Origin of the sequence: Polynucleobacter acidiphobus (assembly GCF_003065385.1) — a bacterium.
In the GTDB taxonomy this organism is placed as follows: Bacteria; Pseudomonadota; Gammaproteobacteria; order Burkholderiales; family Burkholderiaceae; genus Polynucleobacter; species Polynucleobacter acidiphobus.
In genome coordinates this window covers 280,322-305,418 of the sequence record NZ_CP023277.1, presented here as the reverse complement: position 1 = coordinate 305,418, position 25,097 = coordinate 280,322, and the positions used below count along the sequence as shown (strand labels likewise).

Here is a 25,097-nt window from a genome sequence, read left to right as displayed (position 1 = left end):
AGAGGAGTTCTGCATGAAGCGTTCTAAATTTACCGATAGCCAAATCATGGATGCCCTTAAACGGGTTGATGCTGGCTTGGGTGTTCCTGATGTTTGCCGAGAGCTCGGCATTAGCTCTGCCACCTTTTACAAGTGGCGCGCCAAGTATGGCGGCATGGATACCTCGATGATGGCTCGCATGAAGGAGCTTGAAGCAGAGAACGCCCGCTTAAAGAAGATGTATATCGAAGAGAAGCTTAAGGCGGAGATCGTGACCGAAGCCCTCGCAAAAAAGTGGTGAGGCCATCTCACAGACGTGAGATGGCCCAGCGGGCAGTCAGAGATAAAGCAATCCCCATTCGTTTGGCTTGCGAAGCTTTTAGGGTTAGCGAGTCTTGCTATCGCTATGAGGCCAAGAGTAATGCCGAGAACGAGCAGATTGCCAACTGGCTGATCCGATTGACGGATAACAACCGCAGCTGGGGCTTTGGGCTGTGCTATTTGCACCTTCGCAATGTCAAGAACTTCAAATGGAACCACAAACGCATTTACCGGATTTACCGGGAGTTAGAACTGAACCTGCGCATCAAACCCCGCAAGCGTTTGGTACGGGATAAGCCCGATGCCTTGGTGGTGCCGCTCGGTATCAACCAGGTGTGGTCGATGGATTTTATGCATGACCAGTTACAAGATGGCAGATCCATCCGCCTCTTTAACGTGATTGACGACTTTAACCGGGAAGCTTTGGGCATTGAGGTGGACTTCTCGCTGCCATCCGAGCGCGTAATCCGCGCTTTAGATCAGATCATTGCTTGGCGCGGTAAGCCTGCCGTTATACGAGCGGACAACGGGCCAGAACTGGTGAGCGGCAGACTGATGGAATGGGCAGCCAAACATCAGATCCATATTACCCATATCCAACCCGGTAAACCACAGCAAAATGCGTATGTCGAGCGCTTTAATCGCACCGTGAGGTATGAATGGCTATCGCAGCATTATTGGCAAAGCGTAGATGAAGTTCAAGAGTTTGCAACAGAGTGGATGTATAAATATAACCATCAACGTCCAAATATGGCATTGGGCGGTATTACCCCGAAACAGCGACTAGCCATGGTTGCTTAATGAATCCTACTTCTGGGTTCGGTTAAAAAATGGGGGGATTACCATATGATATCAATACCAATCAAATTAATTATGCAGCAATACTTTGAACATAAATAGTTACAATAACAGGAATGTTCACGACTTGCCTTAATTTACCCCCCCCTTTTTTTTGCATATGTGCCTGAATGAGGAATTTTTGGGTGTAATTAGAAAATTATGTTGAATGCTTATTTAGGCGAGCTAAAACTATTAGCGTATACCACATTAAAATATCTTGCTTTCCACCAGAAATAACAACTGATAAAACAGCAGCCATTCCAAATAGACTAACTTTCCCAAAAACTACTTTAGTCAATACCGCAACTATTATTACTGTCAATGGAATGCCAACTTCGTAAATCAATTCAAGTAGCATTGAACCCGGATAATCATATGGGAAATCGCCTGGCATCGGTAGAAGTTCCCACCTATTACCAAGATAAGAATGAAATCCATTACCCAGATATAAATTATTTAAGCCTTGCTCAATTAAGATAGTAACGGCAGCATTACGTCCATCAACTCCACCTGCATTTAGCGCAATATTTAATTTATAGATTAATGGCTCCATGAAAAAAAATAATGCCAAAAAAATAAATAAAATTGAAATAAAAATTACTCTTAAACTTATCCTAATATTTTTCAAAAATACCAGGATAACAGCGATAAACGGTAAGATTGCTCTAGTTGCCTCTTGAATTATTGAACAATAAATTAAAACCATCACGAAAAATATTACGGATAATAAATTTCTTTTAATGAACCAATAGGAGCCTGCCATCAAAGTAATATAATAAGAAAAGAGTCCCTTTTCATTAAAAAGTCCGACATTACCATCTGATGCTATTAATAACTTTTCTGGAGTTTTTAGTATCACAAATCCAATAGCAAGCAATATTGCTAAAAAATAAACTGAATGATAGTCTTTTTTAGTTTTTTCACGTATGGCCTGAGCTAAATAAAAAAAAATAAATATGAAAAAAATTGTTATTATCCCAAAATAATAACTATAGTGAAATATTCCCGCCCCATCATTGAGAGTAGTCAAAGCAAGTGAAAAAGATAATACTAGTATTAATATGAGATAAAGGAACTCTATTTTTTTTTCTATAAATACTGCTGCGGTACCCATAATTCCATAAACAAGGATTGGCAATGATAATAGACCAAACTTAATTGTCCATATTTGACAGGCAAAGGTAAGCGTCACAAAAAAAAAATCGATATAACTAGCTTTTATTTTCATTATAAATATAAAAATTTTGTGGCTTGATCACTCCAAACAACTATTAATATAAATTCTAAATATTTTATTAAGCTTCTTATTATTAGAAAGATTTACCATCTTACTTTACAAATTTGGTGAATTCAACCACGAAGTGCAACTTTGAACAACTAGGTAAGGAGGCTAAGGATGTTTTAGTATCCAAAGCTTCTAGACCTGCAAGTCAAAGTCGCCATGACCTATCAACACCTTAGCCAAACTGAACGATATCAGATTTATATCCTCATGAAAGACGGAAAAACCCAAAGCCAGATAGGCCGAGCTTAGAATGATCCAAGAACAATTAAATAACAGACCCAGAGAACGATTGGGATTTAAAACACCAAGTGAAGTCTTTAGTCAATCTTTAAACCGTGTTGCACTTCGTGTTTGAATCTACGTTTATTAATAAAAATTTTAATTTGAATTATGAAATTTAGACTTTAAAAATTTAGGTAATTAAATATAGCTTTATAATCAATTAATTCTCAGATTAATAAAGAGAATATCTATCTATCAATGTTATTACCTAAGAAATACCGATCCTTAGGATGTGAAAAGTCCATTTCCTGTCCAAGAAGAATTGATTGATAATGGGATTCTCTCGAAACAATAGAAAAATATCGAATTAACTTAAACATCCTGATTGCTCCAAAAATAAAAGCAGAGGCGCGGATCATCATGTTTATATATTTGGCAAATTTTCTATATTTATAAAAATTTCGTGTATTAACAGAACCCACATCAGGAAATTGGTCACACTGTAAACCAGACCGGCGCAAAGTCAGCTGAAAATTTTCTTTACTGTCAAACGGATCGAGAACCGTGTCGCCGTAGACTACAAGTGCTCGCCTCGCTGTAGGACTAATGTAAGAGCCGTCATTGAGATAATTAAAACCATAAGGTATCATTTGATAGATCTGTATACCATTTTCCAAAAGTAATGCTATATAACTTGCAACAAGCTCTCTTAATGAACTATTAGAGGTTAGCGAGGTGCGACTCTGATGTTTCGAGAAATCATCTGGTTTCTTTGTATCAATTCCACTGTAATGAAAAAAATACAGGGGCTCTCCATTCACTAAGAATTTTCCATTATTTTTTGATAAAGTCCGTTCATGGATATTCCAATAAGCAACATTTAATCCCGCAATTTTTAAGATTTCAACTTTAGAAAAATAGCATGGTACTAAATCAATCCATTTTTGATCGACAAAAGTTCCAAAAGCAGTATCGTTAAAACATAATTTCTCACACCTCGACTTCCACCAGCAAAGAAATTTTTTAACCTCATCACATTTTTTGATTGCTATAAAACCCAAATTAAATACTCCGGTTCTCAAAAAATCGATATCTGATGGCCGCAATCCATCCATAATTGGTGTTGTACTATGTGGTGTTAAGAGGATTGAACTACGTTGCAACGCATCTTGTATTGGCGTTAGTCGTTCATACACAAATACATCAGGATCTAGATAAACAACTCTGTCATTAATATTATTAATTACATATTCTAAAAAAAAAGGTTTTAATGCTGTATTAAATTCGGTAATATCATATTTAAATGCCATCTCATGGATACTTTGGATCCCTATGTCCTCCGCAAATATATAATCAAATTCTGAGATATATTCTAATTTTTCCTTGCACGATGCTTTTTTGTCTGCAATCAAAACTAAAAGAGCCCCATGATCTGCTTTTTTGACTGAAAGTGCTAAGGTCTTTGCGTAAGCCAAATAATTTGCAGATATTATTGTTACTATTTTCATATAATTTTACACTTTCATTTTGCATATAAAATTATATGCATGAGCACAAAACCCAGACATTAATCCGAGTGTCATTCTGTTCACAAAGCCCGACTTTCGATTACTTATTTCTGGATTACAATTCATAATATGTAGACCACAACTTTCTATTAAAATTTCAGCAGTTTTTCTTGTAAAAAATCGAAGGTGCGTAATATCCAATATTCCTGCAGACTTATACTCAAATTGATCAGAAAAAATCAATGGAGCTAAAACTGAAATATGACGGATATTTGGTAATGCAATCAAAAAAATTGTATTTTTGGTTGCTAACTTTTTACATGCATTTAACAAATTTTCAGGATCACTGAAATGCTCAAGTACGTGACTTAAAATTATCACATCAAAAGATCGATCTAGAATTGGAAGTAATTCAAATACGTCACCTATATAAAATTCATTTACGGAATCATTCCTCTTAAGCTTTTCCTGGAGATCAGGGCGAAGCTCAATACCAACAGTAAAACAATTTGGGTTAATTTTTTTTAGCTCTGAAAGATTACTGCCACCTCCACATCCGATTTCAATTGCTGATTTAAATTTATACTCCCTTATCAATTCAATAAGTTTTGATTTTGGATCCTCATAATATTTTATGAATTGAGGAGTGTTTTTCTGAATATGGATGTTTACTTTGCTCATTTCAACCTCTTAAAACTTCTTTAAGTCTATGTATTCTTTTATTATCAGAGGGCAACTTTAAAGGCATTCCAAACCTAATTAGCTCCAAAAATTTATATTTATCTTGAATAGATATCGAGTAGCAATATCCAAAATCCTGATAACGTTCATCAAGAAAAAATTGATCATATATTTGGAATACGAGCTTACCTAAAAGAGATGCTTGTAATAAAGCCGTGGAACTTATTGAACAGAACATGAAATGCTTATCTAAAGTAGACTGAAGATCACTTTTGTCTAGAGATGATTTGTCTATCACTCCATTAGCAATAATGGTTTCGGAGGGATGGGGTTTGTACTTAAAATTTATCCCGAATTCCTCACATAATTTTTTTATATTTCCCACCACACTAATATAAGCATCATGTTTATCTGAATAATACCTTGACCAAGGTTGGCCAAAAAATAAAAGTGATTTGCGATCCTGACAGGATGATTGACTCAATGAAGTAAAGGGATATCCTATTGAGATCGGATTTGTTGACCCGCTGTCAAGCAGTATTTGTCGCTGATAAATATCATAACATAATATTATATCTGCATATTTTCCATCATTAATATCAGGTATTTTTCTTGAAAATAACCCGTGTTGAATGCAGAAAGTCTTTATACTCAAATCTCGAGCAGAATAAATGATCAACCTCTCGAGCGGTAAACTGTCATTTGAAACTACAACTTTTTTTATATTATTTTCATTTAAAATATTCGATGTAAACTTTATAAGTTTATTAAATTTCTCTATATCACAATTAAACCAGCAGTTATACAAATTTTTCGTTAAAGTATAGTTAGAAATATATGGAATACCTAATTTTTTACACTGAATAGCATCCCCTAATCCACCTAGACACAGTATCTCATTATTATCAAAAACTTGACGTAATTCGCTTAAATTAGATGTTCCGATTATGAGGGCTTTTGGCATTGACTGAATGCCACAATTGTTGTTTAGGATCGATGATAAAAACTGAGAAGGCTTTTTTTTATATTTTTTTATTATAAGTTTAGGATATAAAAAAGATTTACCTCCGCTATTTAGAAAGTCAAAGACTCCACCCCATACATTTGACCCAAATCTAAATTTGTTACTATATTCAATCATTTAGGATTCTTTTTAAGCAAGACTCCAAGGGTATTAACCATTCCGTATGGAAATCCAGGCGTTATAAGGCTATCAAACCAATCTACAAATTTCTTCACATCAGGGTTCTCGTAGTGCTTGGCAAATTCTTCTTTATACGTTTCGAAACCATAACCTCTAGCAGCTGATGCGATGATTGCATTTTGTCTAAAAAAACCAAAAGTATTTATTGATACCACCTCAAAGTTAGCAAAATTCGCAATACTATTTAATTCTTTGATTCCCGAACTCGCGTAAAAGTTTTTACCTAATTTTGTGTTATCGTCATTGTAGCCAAATATATGCTTGTCTAATTCAAACCTTTCTTGAGCAATTGTATAGTTATCATCACTTCCTATATCGAATAGAAAATATCCACCAGGCTTTAGAACATCGACCACTTTCGGCAGTATTGCAATCCAGTTCGGGAAATGCGGTATTACCCATCTTGTAGCCACTGCATCAAACGAACCATGCTCGACCAAAGCCTCGAGAGCGAATATATCCCCCTGAATAGTCTTAAGTGTTTCATGCTGACAACTAGCCTTTAATTGCTCAAGCATTTGCAAACTTATATCGACTGCAGTTACATCATGACCATAATTAATTAGTCGACGAGTTATCGCTCCAGTACCGCAACCAAGATCTAATATCTTTGATTTTCTAGTCAATTTCGTCACTAATATGTTTAAATATTCATCGGTTATTTTAGATGTGTAGTCAGAAGTTGATTTTGTTGCTTCGTGATATCTTCTCGCAACCTCGCCAGATTGCCAATAATTAAATTTAAACTTTTTTAATGCGGTTCTTATTCCAATCATTTCAACTCCTTTAATTCAATTTTTCGATCTGCCATATTTGCAACTTCATCGCTGTGTGTAACTATTAGCAAACATGTCGTACTCTTTATTAGTAGTAGGTTATTCATAATTTCGACGGCTGAAGTTGGGTCTAGTGCACTTGTCGGCTCATCTAATATCAATAATTCCGGGCAACGATATAAAGCTCTTGCTAATGCTATTCTTTGTCTCTGCCCTCCTGATAAACTAACGCCGCTCACTCCGATTATTTGATCAATTCCATTTGGTTGAGATTCAATTACATTATGTAGACCAGTCATATTAATTGATCTGTCTAAAAGGTCCTTGTCGACACAACCTCTTCTTAAGGTAATGTTATATTCTATGCTTTCACTGAAAATGTAAGATGATTGCGGTGCGTAGCCAACACATATTTCATTACAACTAACTTCTACACCGTTTTTGTGGTATCTAACACTTCCCAAATTTGGAGATCTCAATCCAATGATTAAATCAAGAAGTGTTGACTTTCCCGCTCCGCTTTTACCAATTATCGCGATCACCTCTCCAGTTTTAAATTCTTGGCTAAAGTTTTCAATTATTTTTTTTTCGCCAAGCAAAAGGCTTACCCCCACCATCTTAATTTCAATTTCATTAGATAAAGCTGATTCTTTTTTTTTGTCAAAATAGCTTTTTCTTACATCTAATTCAAGCCCGTCTGTAATTGTCTTGATGGCATCTTTAGAATATTTCAATGAATTAAACGAATTTGTGATCCGATGCATTGAAGGAATTAGTTTTATAAGTATTCCCGTAAATATTGTTACAAAAGCAACAATATCACCACCCTCTTTATTTTGCGTCGATGTTGCCAGATAAATTATTGTCAAAAAAGCTATTAGTTCTAGCAAGTTTTTTGGTATTTGCTGCAAATAAACATGTTTTTTCAGGAGGTCAAATGTGATTTGTGTTCGATTTCTAAATTCATTCTTTTGACGCTCTTGTAGAGAATATAAAATTGTTTCCTTGATCGCTTCAAATGTAGCCTGAATTCCTTCGATTCTTTCTTTTTCTAGGATTTGACGTATTCGACCCCATTTTGTCAACAAATTTCCAGTTATTTTATTATTTAAACTCCAATATAAAAATATTACAGAAGAAAAAATTAAAGCGCCACTCGGATTTATAGTTATGAGAGCGATTACAAGCAATCCCGCTAAAATACTTTCGGTTAATAATGTTACTGTGGGCAGGAGTCCATTGTCGATCAACTGATTAATTTCACTTGTTAAATTTCTTAGAAAATAGGAGGATCCTTTTTTATCAAAATAACTATACGACTGGGATGTGTACTTCAAAAAGAGCTCACTGGACACATTAACGGCAGTATTAAATACGAGCGTCTGCTGGAAATATGTGGCCAGTAATGATGCCACCGCCTTGGTTATTGTTAATAAAACAATTAAAGCTACTAATAATCCAGAAATACTATCTTGCAATATATTAATTTCTAAATATTGTTCAATTTCCTCTATAAATTTTAATTTATTTTGATCATCTAGGAGTATTTTGATTAAATAATAAATTACTCCTAGAGAAAAGATTTCAAAGAGGCCTACTGACGTAGTTAGAACTATTGTCAAAGTCAGCAGCCCTGATTTATTATTTTTTTTTATTAAATTAATTACTTTAAGGAGCTCATTCATTTGACTTTGGATTAATGCTTTATAAATATAAGTTTTTATCTAATTTTAATTAAATTTATTTTTTAAAATTTGAAAGCCATTTTATTTTCAGATTTATTTTGAAATATCGATTTTTTATTAAAAAATTAACTTAAAGTTATATTGACCCAAGAGGCTTTACCATTCCGCGCAGTCAGTAACTCAAGAGTGATTTATTTCTAAAATTTCCCATGAAACAGGAGTTCCAATATCTACACTTGACTTTAGAATAGCTCCAACTATTCTTTCCATATGCTTGGGTGCAATACCAAATCCAGGTCTGATACTTCGAATCGCATCTTTAGGTATAGGTTCGCCAGCCTCAAGCGATTTAACAAAATAAAGCGACCGTCTAAACTTGGCACTTCCTTGCTCGCTGGATTTGCGTCCATAATCTATATTGCCTAAAGCTTTCCATGCAGTTTTTAGACTGGTAACAAGGTTAGCCAATTCGACAGGCTCCAAGCTAAAGCTGTCATCTGCCCCCCCACCGCAACGATCAAGTGTGAAGTGCTTTTCTACCAAACTGGTTCCTAGTGCCACGCTGGCAATCGCAGTCGTGTTGTCTAACGTATGATCAGACAAGCCCGTAACCAAACCAAAACGCTCGATCATGTCGGGGATAGTTCGAAGGTTGTAATCCTCTGCGGGTGCAGGGTAGCCGCTTACGCAATGCAACACCGCAAGCTCTTTGCAACCACCTTCGCGGGCGGCTTGAATGGCTTCGGCAATTTCTTCCGCATCGGCCATGCCTGTGGAAATAATTATTGGTTTACGTGTACTAGCCGCATATTTAATAAGTGGTAGATCTACCGCCTCAAAAGACGCAATCTTGTATGCAGGGGTGTTAAGGTCTTCTAACAGGTCAATGGCCTTGTTATCAAAGGGCGAGCTGAAGATGGTTATACCGAGCTTACGAGCATGTTCAAACAAAGGCTTGTGCCAATCCCAGGGAGTGTGTGCCCACTCGTACAACTCATATAGAGTACGTCCCGCCCAAAGCCCGTCATTGATCTGAAAGTCAGGCAAATCACAGTTTAGCGTGAGCGTGTCAGCCGTGTAGGTTTGCATCTTAATGGCATCCGCACCTGCCCTTTTGGCCTCTTCAATAATGCGAAACGCTGTCTCAATGTTGCCGTTATGGTTAGCCGACATTTCGGCAATCACATAAGGGGCGTAAGCAGGTCCAATTTTTCGGCCTGCGATATTGATTTCATTTCTCATTGGATTTCTCCAGCTTCAAGATATAACGTTGGCCCAGGTATTCAAAATAGGCAGGGAATCGGTTCGGATCGCACACACGTATCAAGTCAAATTGCTCTTGAATGCTTTTGTATGGATCAATCCGGCTGTCTTGCGGGGTGCGTTTAGAGTAATAGGTCGCTTGGTCCGTTTCCATATGATCTTGTGGTGTTACCAGTGCGTAGTTTTGAATCGCATACTGAATCATGTCCACTTCAGCAGTAAATAATAAGTGATTAACTTCGTCCCATAAGGCGTGCTTTGGTACGCTAATATGCATTTTGTGCCAAATGCGACCACTGTCAACCTTGTCTTCTGCTTCAAGCATGGATAAGGTAATCATTTCTGCACCTTGCACTAGCGCCCAAATGTGGGGGCTCCAACCTCTGCCTTTGGGTAGATCGCTAGCGTGCAGCACAAGGCAAGCATCATATTGGGCCCGATCACTTGCGTTGATAATTTCCGAACAAGAAATCAAAAACAAAATATCCCCACCGCGCAGCTGTGATTTCTTCTGAACGATATCGATCTCATGCATACCCACTTGCGCTTCTACCCAGCGTTGGATGTATGAATTTATAGGGTGCTGTGGGTCACTGCACAATATTGTGATTTTCATATACTCTTTTCATGAAGTCGGATACAAGTAATGTACCCTTGCCCTGCGTAATCGAACTTGATGCCAAAGATATAGCGGAAAGCTTGTCCGCATTTGCCACAGTGCGAACAAGATTTGGGAGCGTTTGCGCAATGGCATTACCTTTTACCGCGAGAGCTGCGCCGGAATTACTTAGCGCCTGCCCAATAGCTACTTGATTTTGGGTCAGTGCAATCTGAATGGTCGGCACGCCCAGGCAACACCGCTCCCAAGAGGTACTGCCCGACGCGCCAATAGCCAAGTCACACTCAGCCATCAGTTGAGCCATGTTATCCACCCCCACCAACACTTCGGTGTACCAAGGCATTTGTGTTGCCTGTGCTCGCACTTGAACTAGCCATGGCGCATGTAGCCCCATAACCACAGTCAAGCTCAAGTCAGCAGGCAAGTTGCAGCTTTGCAGCGCCGCCAGCACTTGACCGGTAGCATTATCTTTATCTACTCCGCCCATAGTAATGAGCAAACGACGCAGGTGAGGGCTCTGGCGCCGCTCTAGGCTTTGTGCTCGCATCGCCGCAAACTCGGGGCGCAGCAGCGCGTATTGCGGGCCAATCAAAGTTACGGGTTTCCCATTGAGCAAGCCGATATAATCCTCGTCTTTCCGGCCCAGGTTCTGGTCAAGCAAGAGGTCGCAAACGTGCGGCCTATCGGCTAAATCATCTATGACCATTATGCATTTGGCTTGTGGGCGCAGCGTTTTTTCCCAACGTGCATCCAAGGCGTAGTGATCCACCACTAGCCAGTCCACAGGCTGGTCGCCCGTGTCCGCAGCTAACGCTTGTTGGGTGTCTTGCGCATCCGTAGTCCAGTCCGTGCACAGCCAGTGGGCATGCGCTGTGCCGTTCGGGTTGAGCTCGGAGCCCTCTAGAAGCTTAGGCAATGCTAAGACGCGATAGCCGCGCTGGTTAATCAGTGCCATCAAGTGTCCCTGATGCGGGCGGCACACAAAGCTACAGATTGCCCCGCGCTCACGCAGCGCGTCGGCTAAGGTCAGGCAGCGCATAACATGGCCCGTACCAATTTGCAGCGAAGCGTCGGCACGAAAGGTAATGTGCATCAGGCTAGACCTTGTTGGTGTTGCATGGCCATAAAAAGCCATTCTGCACGTTGCCAGTCTTCTGGTGTATCGATGTCCTGAACGCGATGACGCGGAAGATAGACGGGTGCGGCATCTTCACTGAACAGAGACTTGCAAGCCAGCCAAGCACTAGCCTCCCCCCAATAAAACTGGCCAGCATCGTGCCAAGCCTCTTCCAAGTCTTGCGAGCGAGTGGTAAAGTGTTCTGGCTGAAACATGGCCACACGCTGTTCGGAAGTGATGCGAATGGCTCGCTGGATAGGAAAGGTATAGCTCGTCACAGAAAAGGCATATTGCGCACCGCTGGTTTTCAACACGTTCAGACCGCGCTGCAGATCTTGCGCTTGCACAAAGGGTGCTGTGGCGTAAATACAGCAAGCTTGAGTAACCGCTTGTCCATTAGCGTTTTGCCAGGCAACAGCGTGTGCAATCACAGGGATAGTACCGGTGTAGTCATCCGACAGTTCGGACGGGCGCACAAACGGCGATTCCGCGCCGTGAGCCTGGGCAATTTTGGCGATTTCGGCGTCATCGGTGCTAACGATGATGCGGTCAAAACACCCACTTTGCTGCGCAGCGGCAATGGACCAGGCGATTATAGGGTTGCCGCAAAAGTACTTGATGTTTTTGCGCGGTATACGCTTGCTACCGCCTCGGGCTGGAATAATAGCCAGTCTCATACGGCCAGGGCTCGCTGCAGTGCGGCCACCACCTGGTCTTGCTGGATATAGCTCAGAGTGTGATACATAGGCAGGCTGATGGCCTCAGCATAATACTTTTCGGCCTGTGGATAATCACCCATTTTGTAACCCATTCGCTGGTAGTAGGGCTGGGTGTGTATTGGAATGTAGTGCAAATTAACGCCAATACCTTGCTCGCGGAGTGATTCAAAAACCTGGCGGTGGGTTTTGCAGATCTTGTCCAACTTCAAGCGGATAATATAGAGGTGTAACCCCGAATAGCTGTCCGTTTGCTGCCAAGGTGTGGTTACCGGTAAAGCGGCAAGTAGTTGGTCATAGCGCTGGGCCAGTTGGTGACGGCGGGCCACGAAGATGTCGAGCCGCTGCATTTGGCTCAAACCCAGAGCTGCTTGCAATTCGGTCATTCGGTAGTTAAAGCCCAAACCAATTTGCTGGTAGTACCAGGGGCCGTCTGGTGCGTGTGTCATTTGTGCTGTGTCGCGAGTAATGCCGTGGCTGCGCAGCAATCCCATATGTACTGCCAACTCATCACTATTAGTTAGGGCCATACCTCCTTCGGCGGTGGTGATAATTTTGACCGGGTGAAAACTAAATACCGTAATATCGCTGTAGCGACCATTACCAATAGGTTCGCCTTTGTATTTCCCGCCAATTGCGTGCGAGGCGTCTTCAATAATTTTGAAGCCATACTTTTGGCCCAACACGCGGATGGCTGTCATGTCGCAAGGCTGGCCAGACAGATGCACTGCCACCACCACCTTGGGCAGTTTGTCTGATTTTTGGGCGGCAAGCAATTTGGACTCTAAAGCTTTGGGGCATAGGTTGTAGGTACGTGGATCTATGTCAACAAAGTCCACTTGGGCGCCACAGTACAAGCCACAGTTGGCCGAGGCCACAAAAGTTACAGGGGTAGTCCAGAGCCAGTCACCAGGGCCAAGACCCAGCGCCAGACAGGCTATGTGTAAAGCAGAGGTGGCACTGTTGACTGCAAGCGCATGTTTGGCGCCAACGTGACTAGCTACGGTTTGTTCAAACAGGGGCACTTGAGGGCCTTGAGTCAGAAAATCTGACTGCAGTGCAGCCACGACCGCATCAATGTCAGCTTGGCTGATATCCTGGCTACCATAAGGAATCACTATCAAATTCTCCCAATTTTTTCGCGGTTGGTTTCAATCCAAGCTTGTAACTGAGATTCAGCCATCCAAACGGCATTGTTGTCGCTAGAGTAGACAAAGCCCTCGGGCACTTTTTTTCCATCTTTGATTCGCTCGGGGCTGCTGCCCCAATTGTTGATGGTGGGAAGAATTTTGAAATGCTCAGGGTACTCAAACGTATAGTATGCGTCTTCGGCGCCGATCATCTGCTCATGCAGTTTTTCGCCTGGCCGAATGCCGACTAATTCTTGCTTGCATTCGGGGGCAACAACACGTGCCAGGTCAGTCACCTTCATGGACGGAATTTTCTTGACGTATATTTCGCCACCAACCATATCTTCGAAAGCGTGCCAAACCAACTCTACCCCTTGCTCCAAAGAAATCATGAAGCGAGTCATACGTTCGTCGGTAATGGGGAGCACGCCTTTGTCGCGAATGGACAAGAAAAACGGAATGACCGAACCACGTGAACCCATGACATTACCATAACGCACAACAGAAAAACGGGTGCCATGCTCGCCGGAGTAGGCGTTGCCAGCGACAAACAGTTTGTCAGACGTGAGCTTAGTGGCGCCGTAAAGGTTAATGGGGCTGCTAGCCTTGTCGGTAGATAACGCTACCACGCCTTTGACGCCTTTGTCGATACAAGCGTCGATAAGATTCATGGCACCGTTGACGTTAGTTTTGATGCACTCAAAAGGATTATATTCAGCTGTAGGCACAATTTTGGTGGCGGCTGCATGAACAACGTAGTCCACACTGTCCAAGGCGCGGTACAGGCGCTCTTTGTCTCGAACATCGCCAATAAAAAAGCGTACACGGCTATCACCCTGGAACTTTTTTGCCATATCCCATTGTTTCATCTCGTCACGCGAGAAGATAATTATTTTTTTTGGACTGTATTTGGCCAGCGTCATGGGCACAAAGGTATTACCAAAAGAGCCTGTTCCTCCAGTAATAAGGACAATTGAGTTTTTGAGCATTGGGGTTCCACAAATTTGGTTTTGTATTCAAAACGATAATTAAAAAATTTTATGGAGAATTTGGTTGTTGAATGTTTTCAACAACCTCTGCACTAAGTACCTCAATCTCCATCTTCAGCATCTTGTACTCATCCATCTTGCGCTGCAGAAAGCGGTGGGAAATGGCAACCTTTTCTTCAAGACCAGCAGGAGTGAGCACGTAGACATAGCCAAACTTGTTCTTAGAATTGGCAAAGTTTTTCATCTTCACCATTCCTTTTTCCATAAGCGCCTTGAGACAGTAGTTAACGCTACCGAGGCTGATACCTAGTTTCTCAGCAAGTTCACGCTGCGTGAGATCAGGGTTTTCTTGCAAGAAGCGCATTACCCGAAAAGAAATTTCTTCTTTACGGGTCATGGATAAATTATTGACTAAATTGTTGAGTGAATTTTGCATCTATATTTGCATTAAATATTTTTGTTTCTAGCACTTGTTTATTTCGAATAGGATACCGCTCTGTCGCACTATTTTGGTTGACCTAGCTTATTGTAGACTTCTTGAAACGTTTGTTCAATTTTTGAACAAACGTTATTTGAAATAATCACTAAATACCTGATTCAAATTTCATGATTAAAGCTACTCAAGCCCGCTAATGCCCGCTCCCGGGCTTCAGTTCCCACACCCCATGATGCTGCCGGCATAGCTGCTGCACTAAATTTTGTTGCGGTAGTCCCTTCTGCGCATCCGCCCGAGGGGCCATCGCTCACCTGGGTGGTCATGCTCTGTAATGCATTCGCTAGGCTCCTCATGCGGTTTGCCCCACTGGAGCGCTCGCGCTAGGCGGAGGGCTTTCCACCAGCGTCGGTATTACAGCAACGGAGATGGTATTCATTTCACCAAGCTCTGCACGCAGGCGCGCGATCTCGATACGCAACTCCTCGAACTCGCGCTCCTTGCGCTGCAAGAAGTGGGCGGTCATCTGCAGCTTTTGGGCGATGCCCTTGGGGGTTAGGAGGTGCATGTACTGAAACTTGTTGGGGTTTTGCGAGAAGTTGCCCCACTTGACGAGGCCCTTGTCCCGTAAGGCACGCAGGCAGTAGTTGGTCTTGCCAAGGCTTACCCCTAGGGCGTCAGCCAATTGGCGCTGGGTCCAGGCGGGGTTTTGCTCGAGCAGACTTAATAACCTGAGGTGTACCTCCGAGACCTTGGTTGAATGTAACGACCCTTCTGCCGGCAACTTCTGTGGTCGCTGGGCCGATACTTCTGGGCAATGACTGGTGGCGGCTGCGGTCATGGGGCTATCTTGCGGGTTTACGGTGGATGGGTTTTACGATTGTTGAGTTTTACCGCAATGGGTTAATGATTAAAAATATTATAACCAGTTGTTCAGGGTGTGAACAGGTTTTTTGGGGCTGTACTTTTTTAGGTGGGTTAATTGATTTTGAAGGGTAGTGATTCCTTCAATCGCTCAGTCGGAGGAATGCAGGGAATATATAGCCTGCAACAGGCGGGCCCTGTACCGTGGGTGCGACAGAGCGCGAGCGCTTTGGGGCTACGGGGCAATTTAAGGTTTTAATGTTTTAAGGCCGTGCGGTTGGATCGGTACCACTTGCGTGCCAGGGTGAAGACCAGTCCTAGGAGGCCCCCGAGCAGTAGCCCAATTAAAAGGCTATTGCGCTTTTGGGGGAAGACCGGCTCGTCCTTTAGGTAGATCGGTGCGGTGAGGTGGGCGGCGCGGCTTTCGTTGCCGGTGATGATGCTTTGCAGGTTCGAGATTTGGTCGAGCAGGTAGCGGATCTCGTCGCGGGTGGCGAGGTAGGCGGCGCTCACGGCGGCGCCCGACTTGTCGGCCTTGGCGATGACCTGAGTGGCGCGGCCTAGGCGCTCCTCCTCGATCTTTAATTTTTTGCTGGCCTCGTCGATGTAGGGGGCCACGAGCTGGGCCTGACTTGACTTGATCAACTGGTAGACGGCGTTTGTGCAGGCCTTGGCAATTTCTTTGGAGGCGTCACGAACTTTTAGGTCCACGGTCCCGCCCACCCCCTTGGGGATGGAAAGCTTTGCCTTGCTCGCGAGTGTGAGTTCGGGGTCCTTTTGGTCGACCATGCCGCAGAGCGCGATGGTCTCCTTGGGGTAGGAGGTCGGCAGCGCCATGCGGACGATGAGCGCCTGCGGTTCCTCGATGTTGATGCCCAGGGGGTTAATGTTGTTGTTGTTGTTGAAGTTTGCGATCTGCGCCATCTTGATTTGGGCGCTCGCCTCGTACTGCTTGGGGACCGCCCAAAGATAAAGACCAGCGCCTGCGATGCCGAGCACCGTGAACCCGACGATGGTTTTCCAGCTCTCTTGCATGAACTCGATGATGTCGAGGAGCGATAGTTCATCGTCTAGCTGAGCCGACGGGGTTGATTGGGAGTCGTTGATTGGCATGAATGTACGATAAAGGAGTATTACTTATTTTTAAATGATTTAAGAGTCAGGGGCCTCAATTGAACGTTGCTAGCACTTTAACTTAAATCGATTTAAGGAAGCGATGCCCATTCCAGCCACTAGAAGAATTACAAAAAATAAAGCCTCTATGTACACTTGCCGAGCAACCTCGGTTGTTATCATCAGCATGAAGATGCTTAGCATCATCCACAGCGTAGCAACTGTGAAAGAATTCGACTCTCGTTGGAATAAATTTTTAAAGGCCAATGCGGCGGAGGCAAGTACCAAGACTATCCCGGGGATGCCGATGGCGAGGGTGAGGTCAAGCCAGGCGCTATGAGAGGTATCTAGGGTTGAGTTTGCCCACTTCTCTTTGGCAAAATGCCCAAAAGACTGGTAAAGCAGGCCATAACCCAACGGCCTCTCAAGAATAAGCTGGATCGCCACCTGGGCCCAGGCAGCGCGCGTATAGTTTGTAACACTTACTACTGAACCCATTTCGTTTTTTGGCAATCCCCTTGCGCCATAGTCCTTCCATGCATCGATTTCTTCGAGCTGCGTTGCGACCTTGATATCGGCGAATAGTGTTCTCCATGAATCGTTTTGCTTCACGTGTTGAACCAATAAAATACCAGCGATGCCCAAGCTCAGCAAAAGAATGGCACCGTTGCGCCAGCCCCAATTGAAACGGTTCTTTAAGGAAACAACTGCCAGCATCAATAGGCACAGGCTGGTCGCATAGGCAAATCCATTCTTGGCATTTTCTAAATAAAAAACAAGAAACACTGCCAGAATAGTCGCCGCGTAGATGCCAGCGTAGTAAACAATAAAACGGGATTTTTGATTGAAAAGAATTACGAATTGACTGCAGGCGATTGCCAGTGCCGGTAAACAAAAGAAGATGTAGCCCATCTTGGGTATGTGCCAGGTGGATGGAATAGGCAGCAGCATTGCATAATTTGGTAGTGTCCAGCCGAATTTGCCGGCCATCATCATTAGTAAGGCCCGAGTTAAATAAATGATGGTCGGGGTGGCAATGCCTAAGTAAAAAATCCACCAGACTATTAAATATTGTTTGTTGGATCCTTTTTGTGTTTCGCCTATTAGATTTTGTTTTGATCCAAGAGCAATTCCTAGGCCAATTGCAAACGGTGCGGCCCACAAAATTCTCTTCCATATGGTTAAATATTCATCAAGTTGGAGCTCAAATTTGCTATTTAAAAAGAATAAGTGGAAAGTAACCCACAAAAAGAGGGTCCCCATGAGATAAACCGGGATAGCCTCCTTAGTTCGCATGAGCGAACGATTTTGAATAATGACATACAAGCCCAGCAGCGATCCCACCGTCAATAATACGTGACGTAGCGCAATAGTATGGGGCTGAATCCAGATAGCCCATAACAGTGCAAATGCAATCACCAATCCCAATCGTATTGTGGGTGGTACCGGAACTTCGCGATCCTTGCCATCCTCAAGTAATGGTCGATTTTTAATCATTGAGTTATGTCTGATTCAGTTGCTAAGCATTATTTATTAAGACGCCCATGGGCAATTAAACTTCTGACCATGCGAAAGATATCGCGAAGGTAGTGAGCGATTGCCAGGATCGGATAAAAAAAATAGTAGCGTAGATAGCGTAATTTGAGATTTACTGAAATATGTGGACTTTGCCAAAATTTTTTAGCCGCTTGGATGGATATTGGAGCTTTAAAAAGTTCAATAATGATTTGACAATAAATCATTCTTTGCCGAACCGCGTCTTCAACTTCAGAACATTTATTGAGAGCCGTTGCATCGCTCAAGAATTGATCTAACTCAGCTAATTCTCCCAACATATCTTTACTAATTTGAGATCTACCTTGGCCAAATTGTATTTTAAAGCCAATCGATTGGGTCAACCCACCGCGCCGATGGCACACCAAGGCTTCAGGAAGTCGAATGGCCCCGGCCATCAGTAAAGACCTAAAAACCAGACACTGGTCTTCGTAGGGAAGATTATGATTAAGCGGTGCCAAACTTAAGAGTCTTCGGGTAATCATTTGACTTGCCCCAAAGAAATAGGGTCTGCGCTTAAACCACCTCTGGATGGTCCAATCTTCGAGGGGATCATTTTCTTTGATGCGAAGGTATTCTCCTGTATACGACATATCAACCGCGTCAGCAGCGACCAGGTCATAGTCTTTATCGCAACTCAACCAAAATTCAATCGAACGTGAGCAACGATTTGGTAATGAAATATCATCACCTGCCGCCATAAAAATTAATTCGCCAGACGTTTTACGAAAAGCAGCCTCATAATTTCGAACAATACCTAAGTTAATGGGATTCTGATTAGTGATGATTTTTTTAGTACCTGTGTAACTATTCAGTATTTTCTGAATTTGATTCCATGTGCCATCTCTTGAGCAATCATCACTAATCACAATTTCAAGATTTTCATAATCTTGATTCAAGAGACTTCGTAGAGCATCCCCAACAAAGTGTTCTTGATTGAAGGTCAGAAGGACAATTGAGGCGAGTGGCTTTTTTTGTTGAGTTCGCCCGAGAGAATTCATTGCCTGCATAAAAAATGTAGTTCTATTGTCATTTACGTCCGAAGGTGTCTTCAAAACGCACAATGTCGTCTTCCCCCAGGTAGCTACCCGATTGCACCTCAATGATTTCTAGCGGGGTCGTACCCGGATTGGTGAGGCGATGCTTTTGCCCTTGGGGAATGTAGGTACTTTGATTTTCATTGAGGGTGATGACTTGATCGCCGTTGGTAATTTCTGCGGTACCTTTCACGACAATCCAATGTTCCGCACGGTGGTGATGCATTTGCAACGATAAACTTGCTCCGGGCTTCACTTGAATGCGTTTCACTTTAAAGCGCTCGCCCTCATCCACACTGTCATACCAGCCCCAGGGTCGATGGACTTTGCGGTGCAGATTTTTCTCTTCGCGCTTACTTGCCTCGAGTTGACTCACAATCGCCTTAACGTCTTGGCTTTGCTCTTTATTAGCGACGAGTACTGCATCAGCAGTCTCGATCACGATGAGGTCATTCACGCCCACGGTGCTCACTAAGCGATGATTGGCAATTACTAGCGTGTTTGTAGTATTGGCAGAGAGCACATCCCCGATCGCGGCATTACCCTCCGCGCTTTGTTCGGCCACTTGCCAGACCGCATCCCAAGCACCGAGATCATTCCAACCCGCGTTGAGGGGCACCATCTGGATTGGAATATCAGACTGCGGACATTTTTCAATAACGGCGTAGTCGATTGATTCCGCTGGGATCTGCGAGAAAAGTTCTTTGTTAGGACGCACAAACTCGACTTGGCTTAAGGTATCCACTTGATGGTTTTTCCATGCCTTCTCGGTCATATCCGCAATATCGTCACGAAAGAGATTGAGCGCTTTTAACCAAAGGCTTGCCTTTAGAACAAACATACCGCTATTCCAATAAAAGCCGCCTTGGTCCAGATATTGCTTGGCTGTCTCAAGATTGGGTTTTTCGGTAAAGCGGATCACGGAATGCGCGCCTCGGTTTAATTGGTTATCGACCTGAATGTAGCCATACCCTATCTCCGGTTTGGTGGGCTCGATTCCCAATATCGCAATCGCACCATCTTTTGCAACATCAATGGCTTTATGTAATGCCTTTGTAAACCCGTCTTGATCTTGAATCGTTTGATCAGCCGGCGTAATGACCAAGATGGGATCTTGATTGACTTCCAAGGCGTCCAAGGCAGCCAAAGTGAGTGCGGGGGCTGTATTTTTGCCCTGTGGCTCGAGTAAAAAACGAATTGGTGCCTTGATTGACATCTGAGCTTTTAACTCGAGCAGTTGATCGAGCGCCAAGAACCGTTGTTCTTCGTTGGTGACAATCAGATTTTTATCAATTTCGATCTCTTTGGAAGCCAGAGATTGCAAACGCAGAAAGGCTTGCTGAAATAAGCTTTGGGTCCCAGAAAGTACCAAAAACTGTTTTGGAAATCCCGCACGAGATAGTGGCCACAATCGGGTGCCCGACCCCCCACACAGAATGACAGGAACAATTTTTGTAGGAATGCTCATAGAGATTGAAGTGATCAACAGCCCTTTATTATCCGATAGACCTTAAATACATCATCAAAATTATTCCTTTGGAGTAACTTTGAATTGGTATGCAAAGCACCGCCATCAGTAGCAATTAGATTATTGAAAGCTAACCGATTGATTTATTTAATCTATATTACTAAATAGGTTGATTTTTTCTATCAACTCTATATAAAAATACGATTATTCGCTAGCGTTTCTTTTCCATAATAGTGATGTGGTGTGAGTAGGATTTTTCTTTTTATTTGTCAGATCCTATCCTCCTCTAGTTTTTTAACCTATTGATTATTAAGGAGATTATATGGCTAAGTCGGTAAAAGGTACCAAGACTGAACAGTCGTTAAAAGAAGCATTTGCTGGTGAATCCCAAGCTAACCGTCGTTATTTGTACTTCGCAAACCAGGCTGACATTGCTGGCGCAAACGACGTAGCTGCTGTTTTCCGCTCCACCGCCGAAGGTGAGACCGGTCACGCCCATGGTCACATGGAGTATTTGATCAATGGTGGTGCTGGCGAGCCAGGTACTGGTATGCCTGCTAAGACCGTTGCTGAGGCTCTCCAAGCAGCGATTGCTGGTGAGACCCATGAGTACACCGATATGTACCCAGGCATGGCCAAGACCGCTCGTGAAGAAGGCTTTGACGAGATCGCTGATTGGTTCGAGACTTTAGCAAAGGCTGAGCGCAGCCACGCCAACAAGTTCACCAAGACCCTCGAAGCACACTTGGCAAATTCCTAATCTGAAATTTCTTTAGGAATAGAAAATGGCGCTCAAATGAGCGCCATTTTTGTTTGGCTCAACACCGAAGCGATGTTGAATCTTTTGGGAAATTAGGCGATTAGGCCTTCTTAGCCCAAGCAGAACACCAGCCTGCAGCGGCCACTTGCTTACCAGCAAAAAGGCTGCAACCGCCAGCAGCAGCGCCTTTTGGTTGATACAACGCACAGTTATCGCAACGTTGAGTATTGGCATGCTTAGGATACTTCTTGGTATCGACCTTGGTGGTATCAGCTTTATAACCTAAAGCCTGTGCTTGTGGATCGGTCTCAGCAACCATGGCTTGGGCGTGAGCCAAGTTATTGAGGGACAAAGTTGCTGCACCAGCAGCAGACATGATCAAAAATTGACGACGTGTGTTTTTCATGGATTCTCCGTGTTCTAAAAAACTGCAAATGGAATCTTAAAACACAAATCAACACTCATCGTAGTGTTTTATAAGTGACTGATTTGATTGATTTTTTAAATGAGAATAATTCTCAGATCAACTAAGATTGAATGTTTTGAGACTTACAAAAATCTTCATAAGCTAATGTCAAGCCAGCCTCAAGCGAAACACTGGGTTTCCAGCCTAAGGCATTAAGACGCTTGGAACTCATCAATTTTTTTGGAGAACCATCGGGCTTCGTTGCATCGTAAACAATCGCGCCGCTATAACCAATCGCGTTGGCTACCGCTTGGGCCAGTTCGGCAATCGTCACGTCTGAACCATAGCCTACATTCAGATGACTTTGCATGGGCTCGGTGACTTGATGATAACGTGCTTGATCGAGCTCCATCACAAAGACCGAAGCTCTTGCCATGTCATCCACATACAAAAACTCGCGATAGGGTTTGCCACTACCCCAGATGGCGACTTGTGCGTCCCCGCGTTGCTTTGCCTCATGAAATCGACGAATGAGTGCTGGAATCACATGGCTATTTTCGGGGTGATAATTATCCCCAGGACCGTAGAGATTGGTGGGCATCACCGAGCGGTAATCAATTCCATGACTTTTTCCATACTGCCGGTTATAGCTCTCGCACATTTTGATCCCGGCAATTTTGGCAATCGCATAGGGCTCATTGGTGGACTCTAACTTTCCCGTGAGTAGCACATCTTCGCTCATGGGTTGCGGTGCTAAGCGCGGATAAATGCAGCTCGATCCTAAAAAGAGGAGTTTTTTGACCCCACTTAAAAATGCCTGATGAATTACATTACTTTGCATCATCAAGTTGTCGTAAATAAACTCTGCGGGATAGGTATTGTTCGCATGAATCCCACCGACCTTGGCAGCGGCAAGATATACCTGGGTCGGTTTCTCAGTTTCAAAAAAGTGTCTGACGGCCGCTTGATCGGTCAGATCCAATTCGTGATGCGTGCGAACCACCAAATCGGTATAGCCCTTACGCGTAAGCTCACGAACAATCGCAGATCCCACCATGCCGCGGTGACCCGCGATATAGACACGCTCTTTTGAAGAATCGGTCATAAAAGATTGGTCTGCCTACAGAGTTGATTGAGACGGGTTTAGTTTTCTTTACCCACCGAGATGCTGTAGCCGTGTTGGCGCAAGAGCGCCATTTGTTTGGCCACATCGAGGTCATGCGAAATCATCTCAGCAATCATTTGCTCTAAGGTAATCTCGGGGACCCAGCCGAGTTTTTGCTTGGCCTTACTGGGATCGCCCAATAGGGTTTCGACTTCGGTGGGGCGATAGTAATGCGGGTCAATGCGCACAATCACATCGCCTACCTTTAAAGCAGGTGCTTTATTTCCTTCAATCTTCACCACGATCGCCTTCTCGGCTTCGGCTTTGCCTTCAAATGTGAGTGTGATCCCTAACTCATTCGCACTCTTTTGAATGAAATCGCGCACACTGTATTGCACACCAGTGGCAATCACAAAATCGTCTGGCTTGTCTTGCTGGAGCATCAACCACTGCATCCGCACATAGTCTTTGGCATGACCCCAATCGCGTAGCGCATCAATATTACCCATGTAGAGGCACTGTTCAATGCCTTGGGCGATATTCGCAAGTCCTCGGGTAATCTTACGGGTTACAAAGGTCTCGCCGCGGCGCTCAGACTCGTGGTTAAAAAGAATGCCGTTGCAGGTATACATTCCATAGGCTTCGCGGTAGTTCACGGTAATCCAATAGGCGTAGAGCTTAGCGACTGCATAGGGGCTTCTCGGATAAAACGGCGTGGTTTCTTTTTGCGGAATCTCCTGCACGAGACCATAGAGCTCAGAGGTCGAGGCTTGATAAAACCGGGTTTTCTTCTCAAGCCCTAAAATCCGAATGGCCTCTAGGATGCGCAGCGCCCCAATCGCATCGGTATCGGCCGTGTACTCGGGAGACTCAAAAGAGACGGCTACATGGCTTTGCGCCCCTAAATTATAAATTTCATCGGGTTGGGTTTGTTGCACAATCCGGATCAAATTACTGGTATCGGTGAGATCTCCGTAGTGCAATACAAAGTTACGGTGATTAATGTGGGGGTCTTGATACAAGTGATCAATACGATCGGTATTAAACAGGGAGGCACGTCGTTTAATGCCATGCACCACGTAGCCCTTTTCTAATAAGAACTCCGCTAAGTAAGAGCCATCCTGTCCGGTAATACCGGTAACGAGAGCAATTTTTTTATTTTGATTCATTGATTAATGATCAATCAAGAGTAATTAAATAAGCCGACTTAATTCAAACCATTAAATGATAAGTAATGTTAATTATTACTTACCTTGCTGCTTGTCCATGAGAGCTAAGAACTCTCGGCGCAGATTCGCATCTTTTAAGAATGAACCGCGCATCACACTATTCACCATCTTGGAATTGAGATCCTTCACGCCGCGCCATTGCATGCAAAAGTGATCGGCTTCCATGACAAGTGCCAATCCAGTGGGCTTCATCTTCTCTTCGAGGATATTGGCAAGCTCAACGACGGCCTCCTCCTGAATCTGTGGCCGACACATCACCCATTCGGTGATGCGAGCGTATTTAGACAAGCCAATCAGCGCCGTTTGCTTGTCAGGCAAGACTCCAATCCACACGCGCCCCATAATCGGACACAGATGGTGCGAGCACGCACTCTTAACAGCTATTGGTCCGATGATCATGAGTTCATTTAAGCGACTGACATTCGGAAAACGTGTAAGACTCGGTTGCGGTGTATAGCGCCCAGCGAACACTTCATTGACATACATCTTCGCGACGCGATAGGCGGTACCACGCGTATTGTGATCACTCTCGGTATCAATTACTAAACTCTCAAGGACTCCTTGGAGCTTACCCGCCACCTCATCAATCAAGCCATCGATCTCACCGGGCTCAATGAACTGCGCAATATTGTCGTTGGCATGAAAGCGAGATTTCTTTGCTTGAATGCGCCTACGAATCACTTGCGACAGTGGCACGCCCTCGTCGCTTTTGCGAGTTTTACGAGTGGCTGTTTTAGTACTCACCTTAGATGGCTTTAATGTTGTCGTGCGAGGCATGAATGATCTGGATGGT

25 protein-coding genes and 1 pseudogene are annotated in these 25,097 nt (G+C 43.4%); 3 read left to right on the top strand and 23 right to left on the bottom strand.

Going from position 1 to position 25,097, the window contains the following annotated elements:
- The first annotated feature begins 13 nt into the window (after positions 1–13).
- Positions 14–1,101, top strand: a protein-coding gene (locus AOC32_RS01685) for an IS3 family transposase (protein ID WP_108507841.1) whose coding sequence is annotated in 2 segments (ribosomal slippage) — positions 14–266 and positions 266–1,101 — 1,089 coding nt in all. Because the reading frame shifts where the segments join, the coding sequence is not laid out codon by codon here.
- A gap of 196 nt (positions 1,102–1,297) precedes the next feature.
- On the opposite strand, the gene AOC32_RS01680 is transcribed toward AOC32_RS01685, so the two are convergent.
- Positions 1,298–2,368 carry a hypothetical protein gene (locus AOC32_RS01680; RefSeq protein ID WP_108507840.1) on the bottom strand — a complete coding sequence of 357 codons (1,071 nt, stop codon included), beginning with the start codon at positions 2,366–2,368 and terminating at the stop codon, positions 1,298–1,300.
- A 298-nt stretch (positions 2,369–2,666) separates the two neighbouring features.
- Between AOC32_RS01680 and AOC32_RS09830 the strand changes: the two are divergent.
- A pseudogene (locus tag AOC32_RS09830) lies at positions 2,667–2,780 on the top strand (IS30 family transposase); the annotation flags it as partial.
- Positions 2,781–2,895: 115 nt separating this feature from the next.
- Here AOC32_RS09830 and AOC32_RS01670 read toward each other — a convergent pair.
- The 18 genes from AOC32_RS01670 to AOC32_RS01590 all read right to left on the bottom strand — a co-directional run bounded on the left by AOC32_RS01670 (position 2,896) and on the right by AOC32_RS01590 (position 20,804).
- Positions 2,896–4,155 (bottom strand): hypothetical protein, encoded by a 1,260-nt coding sequence (locus AOC32_RS01670; protein ID WP_108507838.1) that lies wholly within the window; start codon positions 4,153–4,155, stop codon positions 2,896–2,898.
- A gap of 6 nt (positions 4,156–4,161) precedes the next feature.
- Positions 4,162–4,836, bottom strand: a complete 675-nt coding sequence (locus AOC32_RS01665; RefSeq protein WP_108507837.1) for a class I SAM-dependent methyltransferase — start codon at positions 4,834–4,836, stop codon at positions 4,162–4,164.
- Position 4,837: 1 nt separating this feature from the next.
- A complete protein-coding gene (locus AOC32_RS01660; RefSeq protein WP_108507836.1) occupies positions 4,838–5,977 on the bottom strand; it encodes a hypothetical protein in 1,140 nt (379 codons plus the stop codon).
- A complete protein-coding gene (locus AOC32_RS01655; RefSeq protein WP_108507835.1) occupies positions 5,974–6,816 on the bottom strand; it encodes a class I SAM-dependent DNA methyltransferase in 843 nt (280 codons plus the stop codon). Before AOC32_RS01655 ends, AOC32_RS01660 begins: the two co-directional genes overlap by 4 nt.
- Positions 6,813–8,501 (bottom strand): ATP-binding cassette domain-containing protein, encoded by a 1,689-nt coding sequence (locus AOC32_RS01650; protein WP_108507834.1) that lies wholly within the window; start codon positions 8,499–8,501, stop codon positions 6,813–6,815. The genes AOC32_RS01655 and AOC32_RS01650 overlap by 4 nt, the downstream gene beginning before the upstream one ends.
- A 180-nt stretch (positions 8,502–8,681) precedes the next feature.
- The gene (pseI, locus tag AOC32_RS01645) at positions 8,682–9,743 is read right to left on the bottom strand and encodes a pseudaminic acid synthase (protein WP_108507833.1); all 1,062 of its coding nucleotides are present in this window, start codon (positions 9,741–9,743) and stop codon (positions 8,682–8,684) included.
- Complete coding sequence (locus AOC32_RS01640; protein ID WP_108507832.1) at positions 9,733–10,380, bottom strand: formyltransferase family protein; 648 nt, start codon at positions 10,378–10,380, stop codon at positions 9,733–9,735. Before AOC32_RS01640 ends, pseI begins: the two co-directional genes overlap by 11 nt.
- On the bottom strand, positions 10,355–11,476 hold the full coding sequence (gene pseG, locus AOC32_RS01635) for a UDP-2,4-diacetamido-2,4,6-trideoxy-beta-L-altropyranose hydrolase (RefSeq protein ID WP_108507831.1): 1,122 nt from the start codon (positions 11,474–11,476) through the stop codon (positions 10,355–10,357). The genes AOC32_RS01640 and pseG overlap by 26 nt, the downstream gene beginning before the upstream one ends.
- Positions 11,476–12,177 carry a pseudaminic acid cytidylyltransferase gene (gene pseF, locus AOC32_RS01630; protein ID WP_108507830.1) on the bottom strand — a complete coding sequence of 234 codons (702 nt, stop codon included), beginning with the start codon at positions 12,175–12,177 and terminating at the stop codon, positions 11,476–11,478. The genes pseG and pseF overlap by 1 nt, the downstream gene beginning before the upstream one ends.
- On the bottom strand, positions 12,174–13,334 hold the full coding sequence (gene pseC, locus AOC32_RS01625) for a UDP-4-amino-4,6-dideoxy-N-acetyl-beta-L-altrosamine transaminase (RefSeq protein ID WP_108507829.1): 1,161 nt from the start codon (positions 13,332–13,334) through the stop codon (positions 12,174–12,176). The genes pseF and pseC overlap by 4 nt, the downstream gene beginning before the upstream one ends.
- Positions 13,335–13,336: 2 nt before the next feature.
- A complete protein-coding gene (pseB, locus tag AOC32_RS01620) occupies positions 13,337–14,335 on the bottom strand; it encodes a UDP-N-acetylglucosamine 4,6-dehydratase (inverting) (RefSeq protein ID WP_108507828.1) in 999 nt (332 codons plus the stop codon).
- Between the two features lie 49 nt (positions 14,336–14,384).
- Positions 14,385–14,771: a MarR family EPS-associated transcriptional regulator gene (locus tag AOC32_RS01615; protein WP_108507827.1), complete on the bottom strand. Its 387-nt coding sequence runs from the start codon at positions 14,769–14,771 to the stop codon at positions 14,385–14,387.
- 161 nt (positions 14,772–14,932) lie between these two features.
- Positions 14,933–15,124 carry a hypothetical protein gene (locus AOC32_RS09720; protein ID WP_159074877.1) on the bottom strand — a complete coding sequence of 64 codons (192 nt, stop codon included), beginning with the start codon at positions 15,122–15,124 and terminating at the stop codon, positions 14,933–14,935.
- Positions 15,121–15,609, bottom strand: a complete 489-nt coding sequence (locus AOC32_RS01610; protein ID WP_108507826.1) for a MarR family EPS-associated transcriptional regulator — start codon at positions 15,607–15,609, stop codon at positions 15,121–15,123. Before AOC32_RS01610 ends, AOC32_RS09720 begins: the two co-directional genes overlap by 4 nt.
- A gap of 278 nt (positions 15,610–15,887) precedes the next feature.
- Positions 15,888–16,745, bottom strand: coding sequence for a Wzz/FepE/Etk N-terminal domain-containing protein (locus AOC32_RS01605; RefSeq protein ID WP_108507825.1), 858 nt, complete (start codon positions 16,743–16,745; stop codon positions 15,888–15,890).
- Between the two features lie 69 nt (positions 16,746–16,814).
- Positions 16,815–18,242 carry an O-antigen ligase family protein gene (locus AOC32_RS01600; protein ID WP_108507824.1) on the bottom strand — a complete coding sequence of 476 codons (1,428 nt, stop codon included), beginning with the start codon at positions 18,240–18,242 and terminating at the stop codon, positions 16,815–16,817.
- A 29-nt stretch (positions 18,243–18,271) separates the two neighbouring features.
- The gene (locus AOC32_RS01595; RefSeq protein WP_159074876.1) at positions 18,272–19,354 is read right to left on the bottom strand and encodes a glycosyltransferase; all 1,083 of its coding nucleotides are present in this window, start codon (positions 19,352–19,354) and stop codon (positions 18,272–18,274) included.
- On the bottom strand, positions 19,329–20,804 hold the full coding sequence (locus AOC32_RS01590) for a mannose-1-phosphate guanylyltransferase/mannose-6-phosphate isomerase (RefSeq protein WP_108507822.1): 1,476 nt from the start codon (positions 20,802–20,804) through the stop codon (positions 19,329–19,331). Before AOC32_RS01590 ends, AOC32_RS01595 begins: the two co-directional genes overlap by 26 nt.
- 322 nt (positions 20,805–21,126) lie before the next feature.
- Here AOC32_RS01590 and AOC32_RS01585 point away from each other — a divergent pair, with 322 nt between their 5' ends.
- Positions 21,127–21,564 (top strand): rubrerythrin family protein, encoded by a 438-nt coding sequence (locus AOC32_RS01585; protein WP_108507821.1) that lies wholly within the window; start codon positions 21,127–21,129, stop codon positions 21,562–21,564.
- A 100-nt stretch (positions 21,565–21,664) separates the two neighbouring features.
- Here AOC32_RS01585 and AOC32_RS01580 read toward each other — a convergent pair whose 3' ends face one another.
- The 4 genes from AOC32_RS01580 to folE form a co-directional block, all read right to left on the bottom strand.
- Positions 21,665–21,970, bottom strand: coding sequence for a high-potential iron-sulfur protein (locus AOC32_RS01580; protein ID WP_108507820.1), 306 nt, complete (start codon positions 21,968–21,970; stop codon positions 21,665–21,667).
- Between the two features lie 121 nt (positions 21,971–22,091).
- Positions 22,092–23,075 (bottom strand): GDP-L-fucose synthase, encoded by a 984-nt coding sequence (gene fcl, locus AOC32_RS01575; RefSeq protein WP_108507819.1) that lies wholly within the window; start codon positions 23,073–23,075, stop codon positions 22,092–22,094.
- 38 nt (positions 23,076–23,113) lie between these two features.
- Positions 23,114–24,244: a GDP-mannose 4,6-dehydratase gene (gmd, locus tag AOC32_RS01570; RefSeq protein ID WP_108507818.1), complete on the bottom strand. Its 1,131-nt coding sequence runs from the start codon at positions 24,242–24,244 to the stop codon at positions 23,114–23,116.
- A 75-nt stretch (positions 24,245–24,319) separates the two neighbouring features.
- On the bottom strand, positions 24,320–25,081 hold the full coding sequence (folE, locus tag AOC32_RS01565) for a GTP cyclohydrolase I (protein ID WP_108507817.1): 762 nt from the start codon (positions 25,079–25,081) through the stop codon (positions 24,320–24,322).
- Positions 25,082–25,097 lie beyond the last annotated feature (16 nt).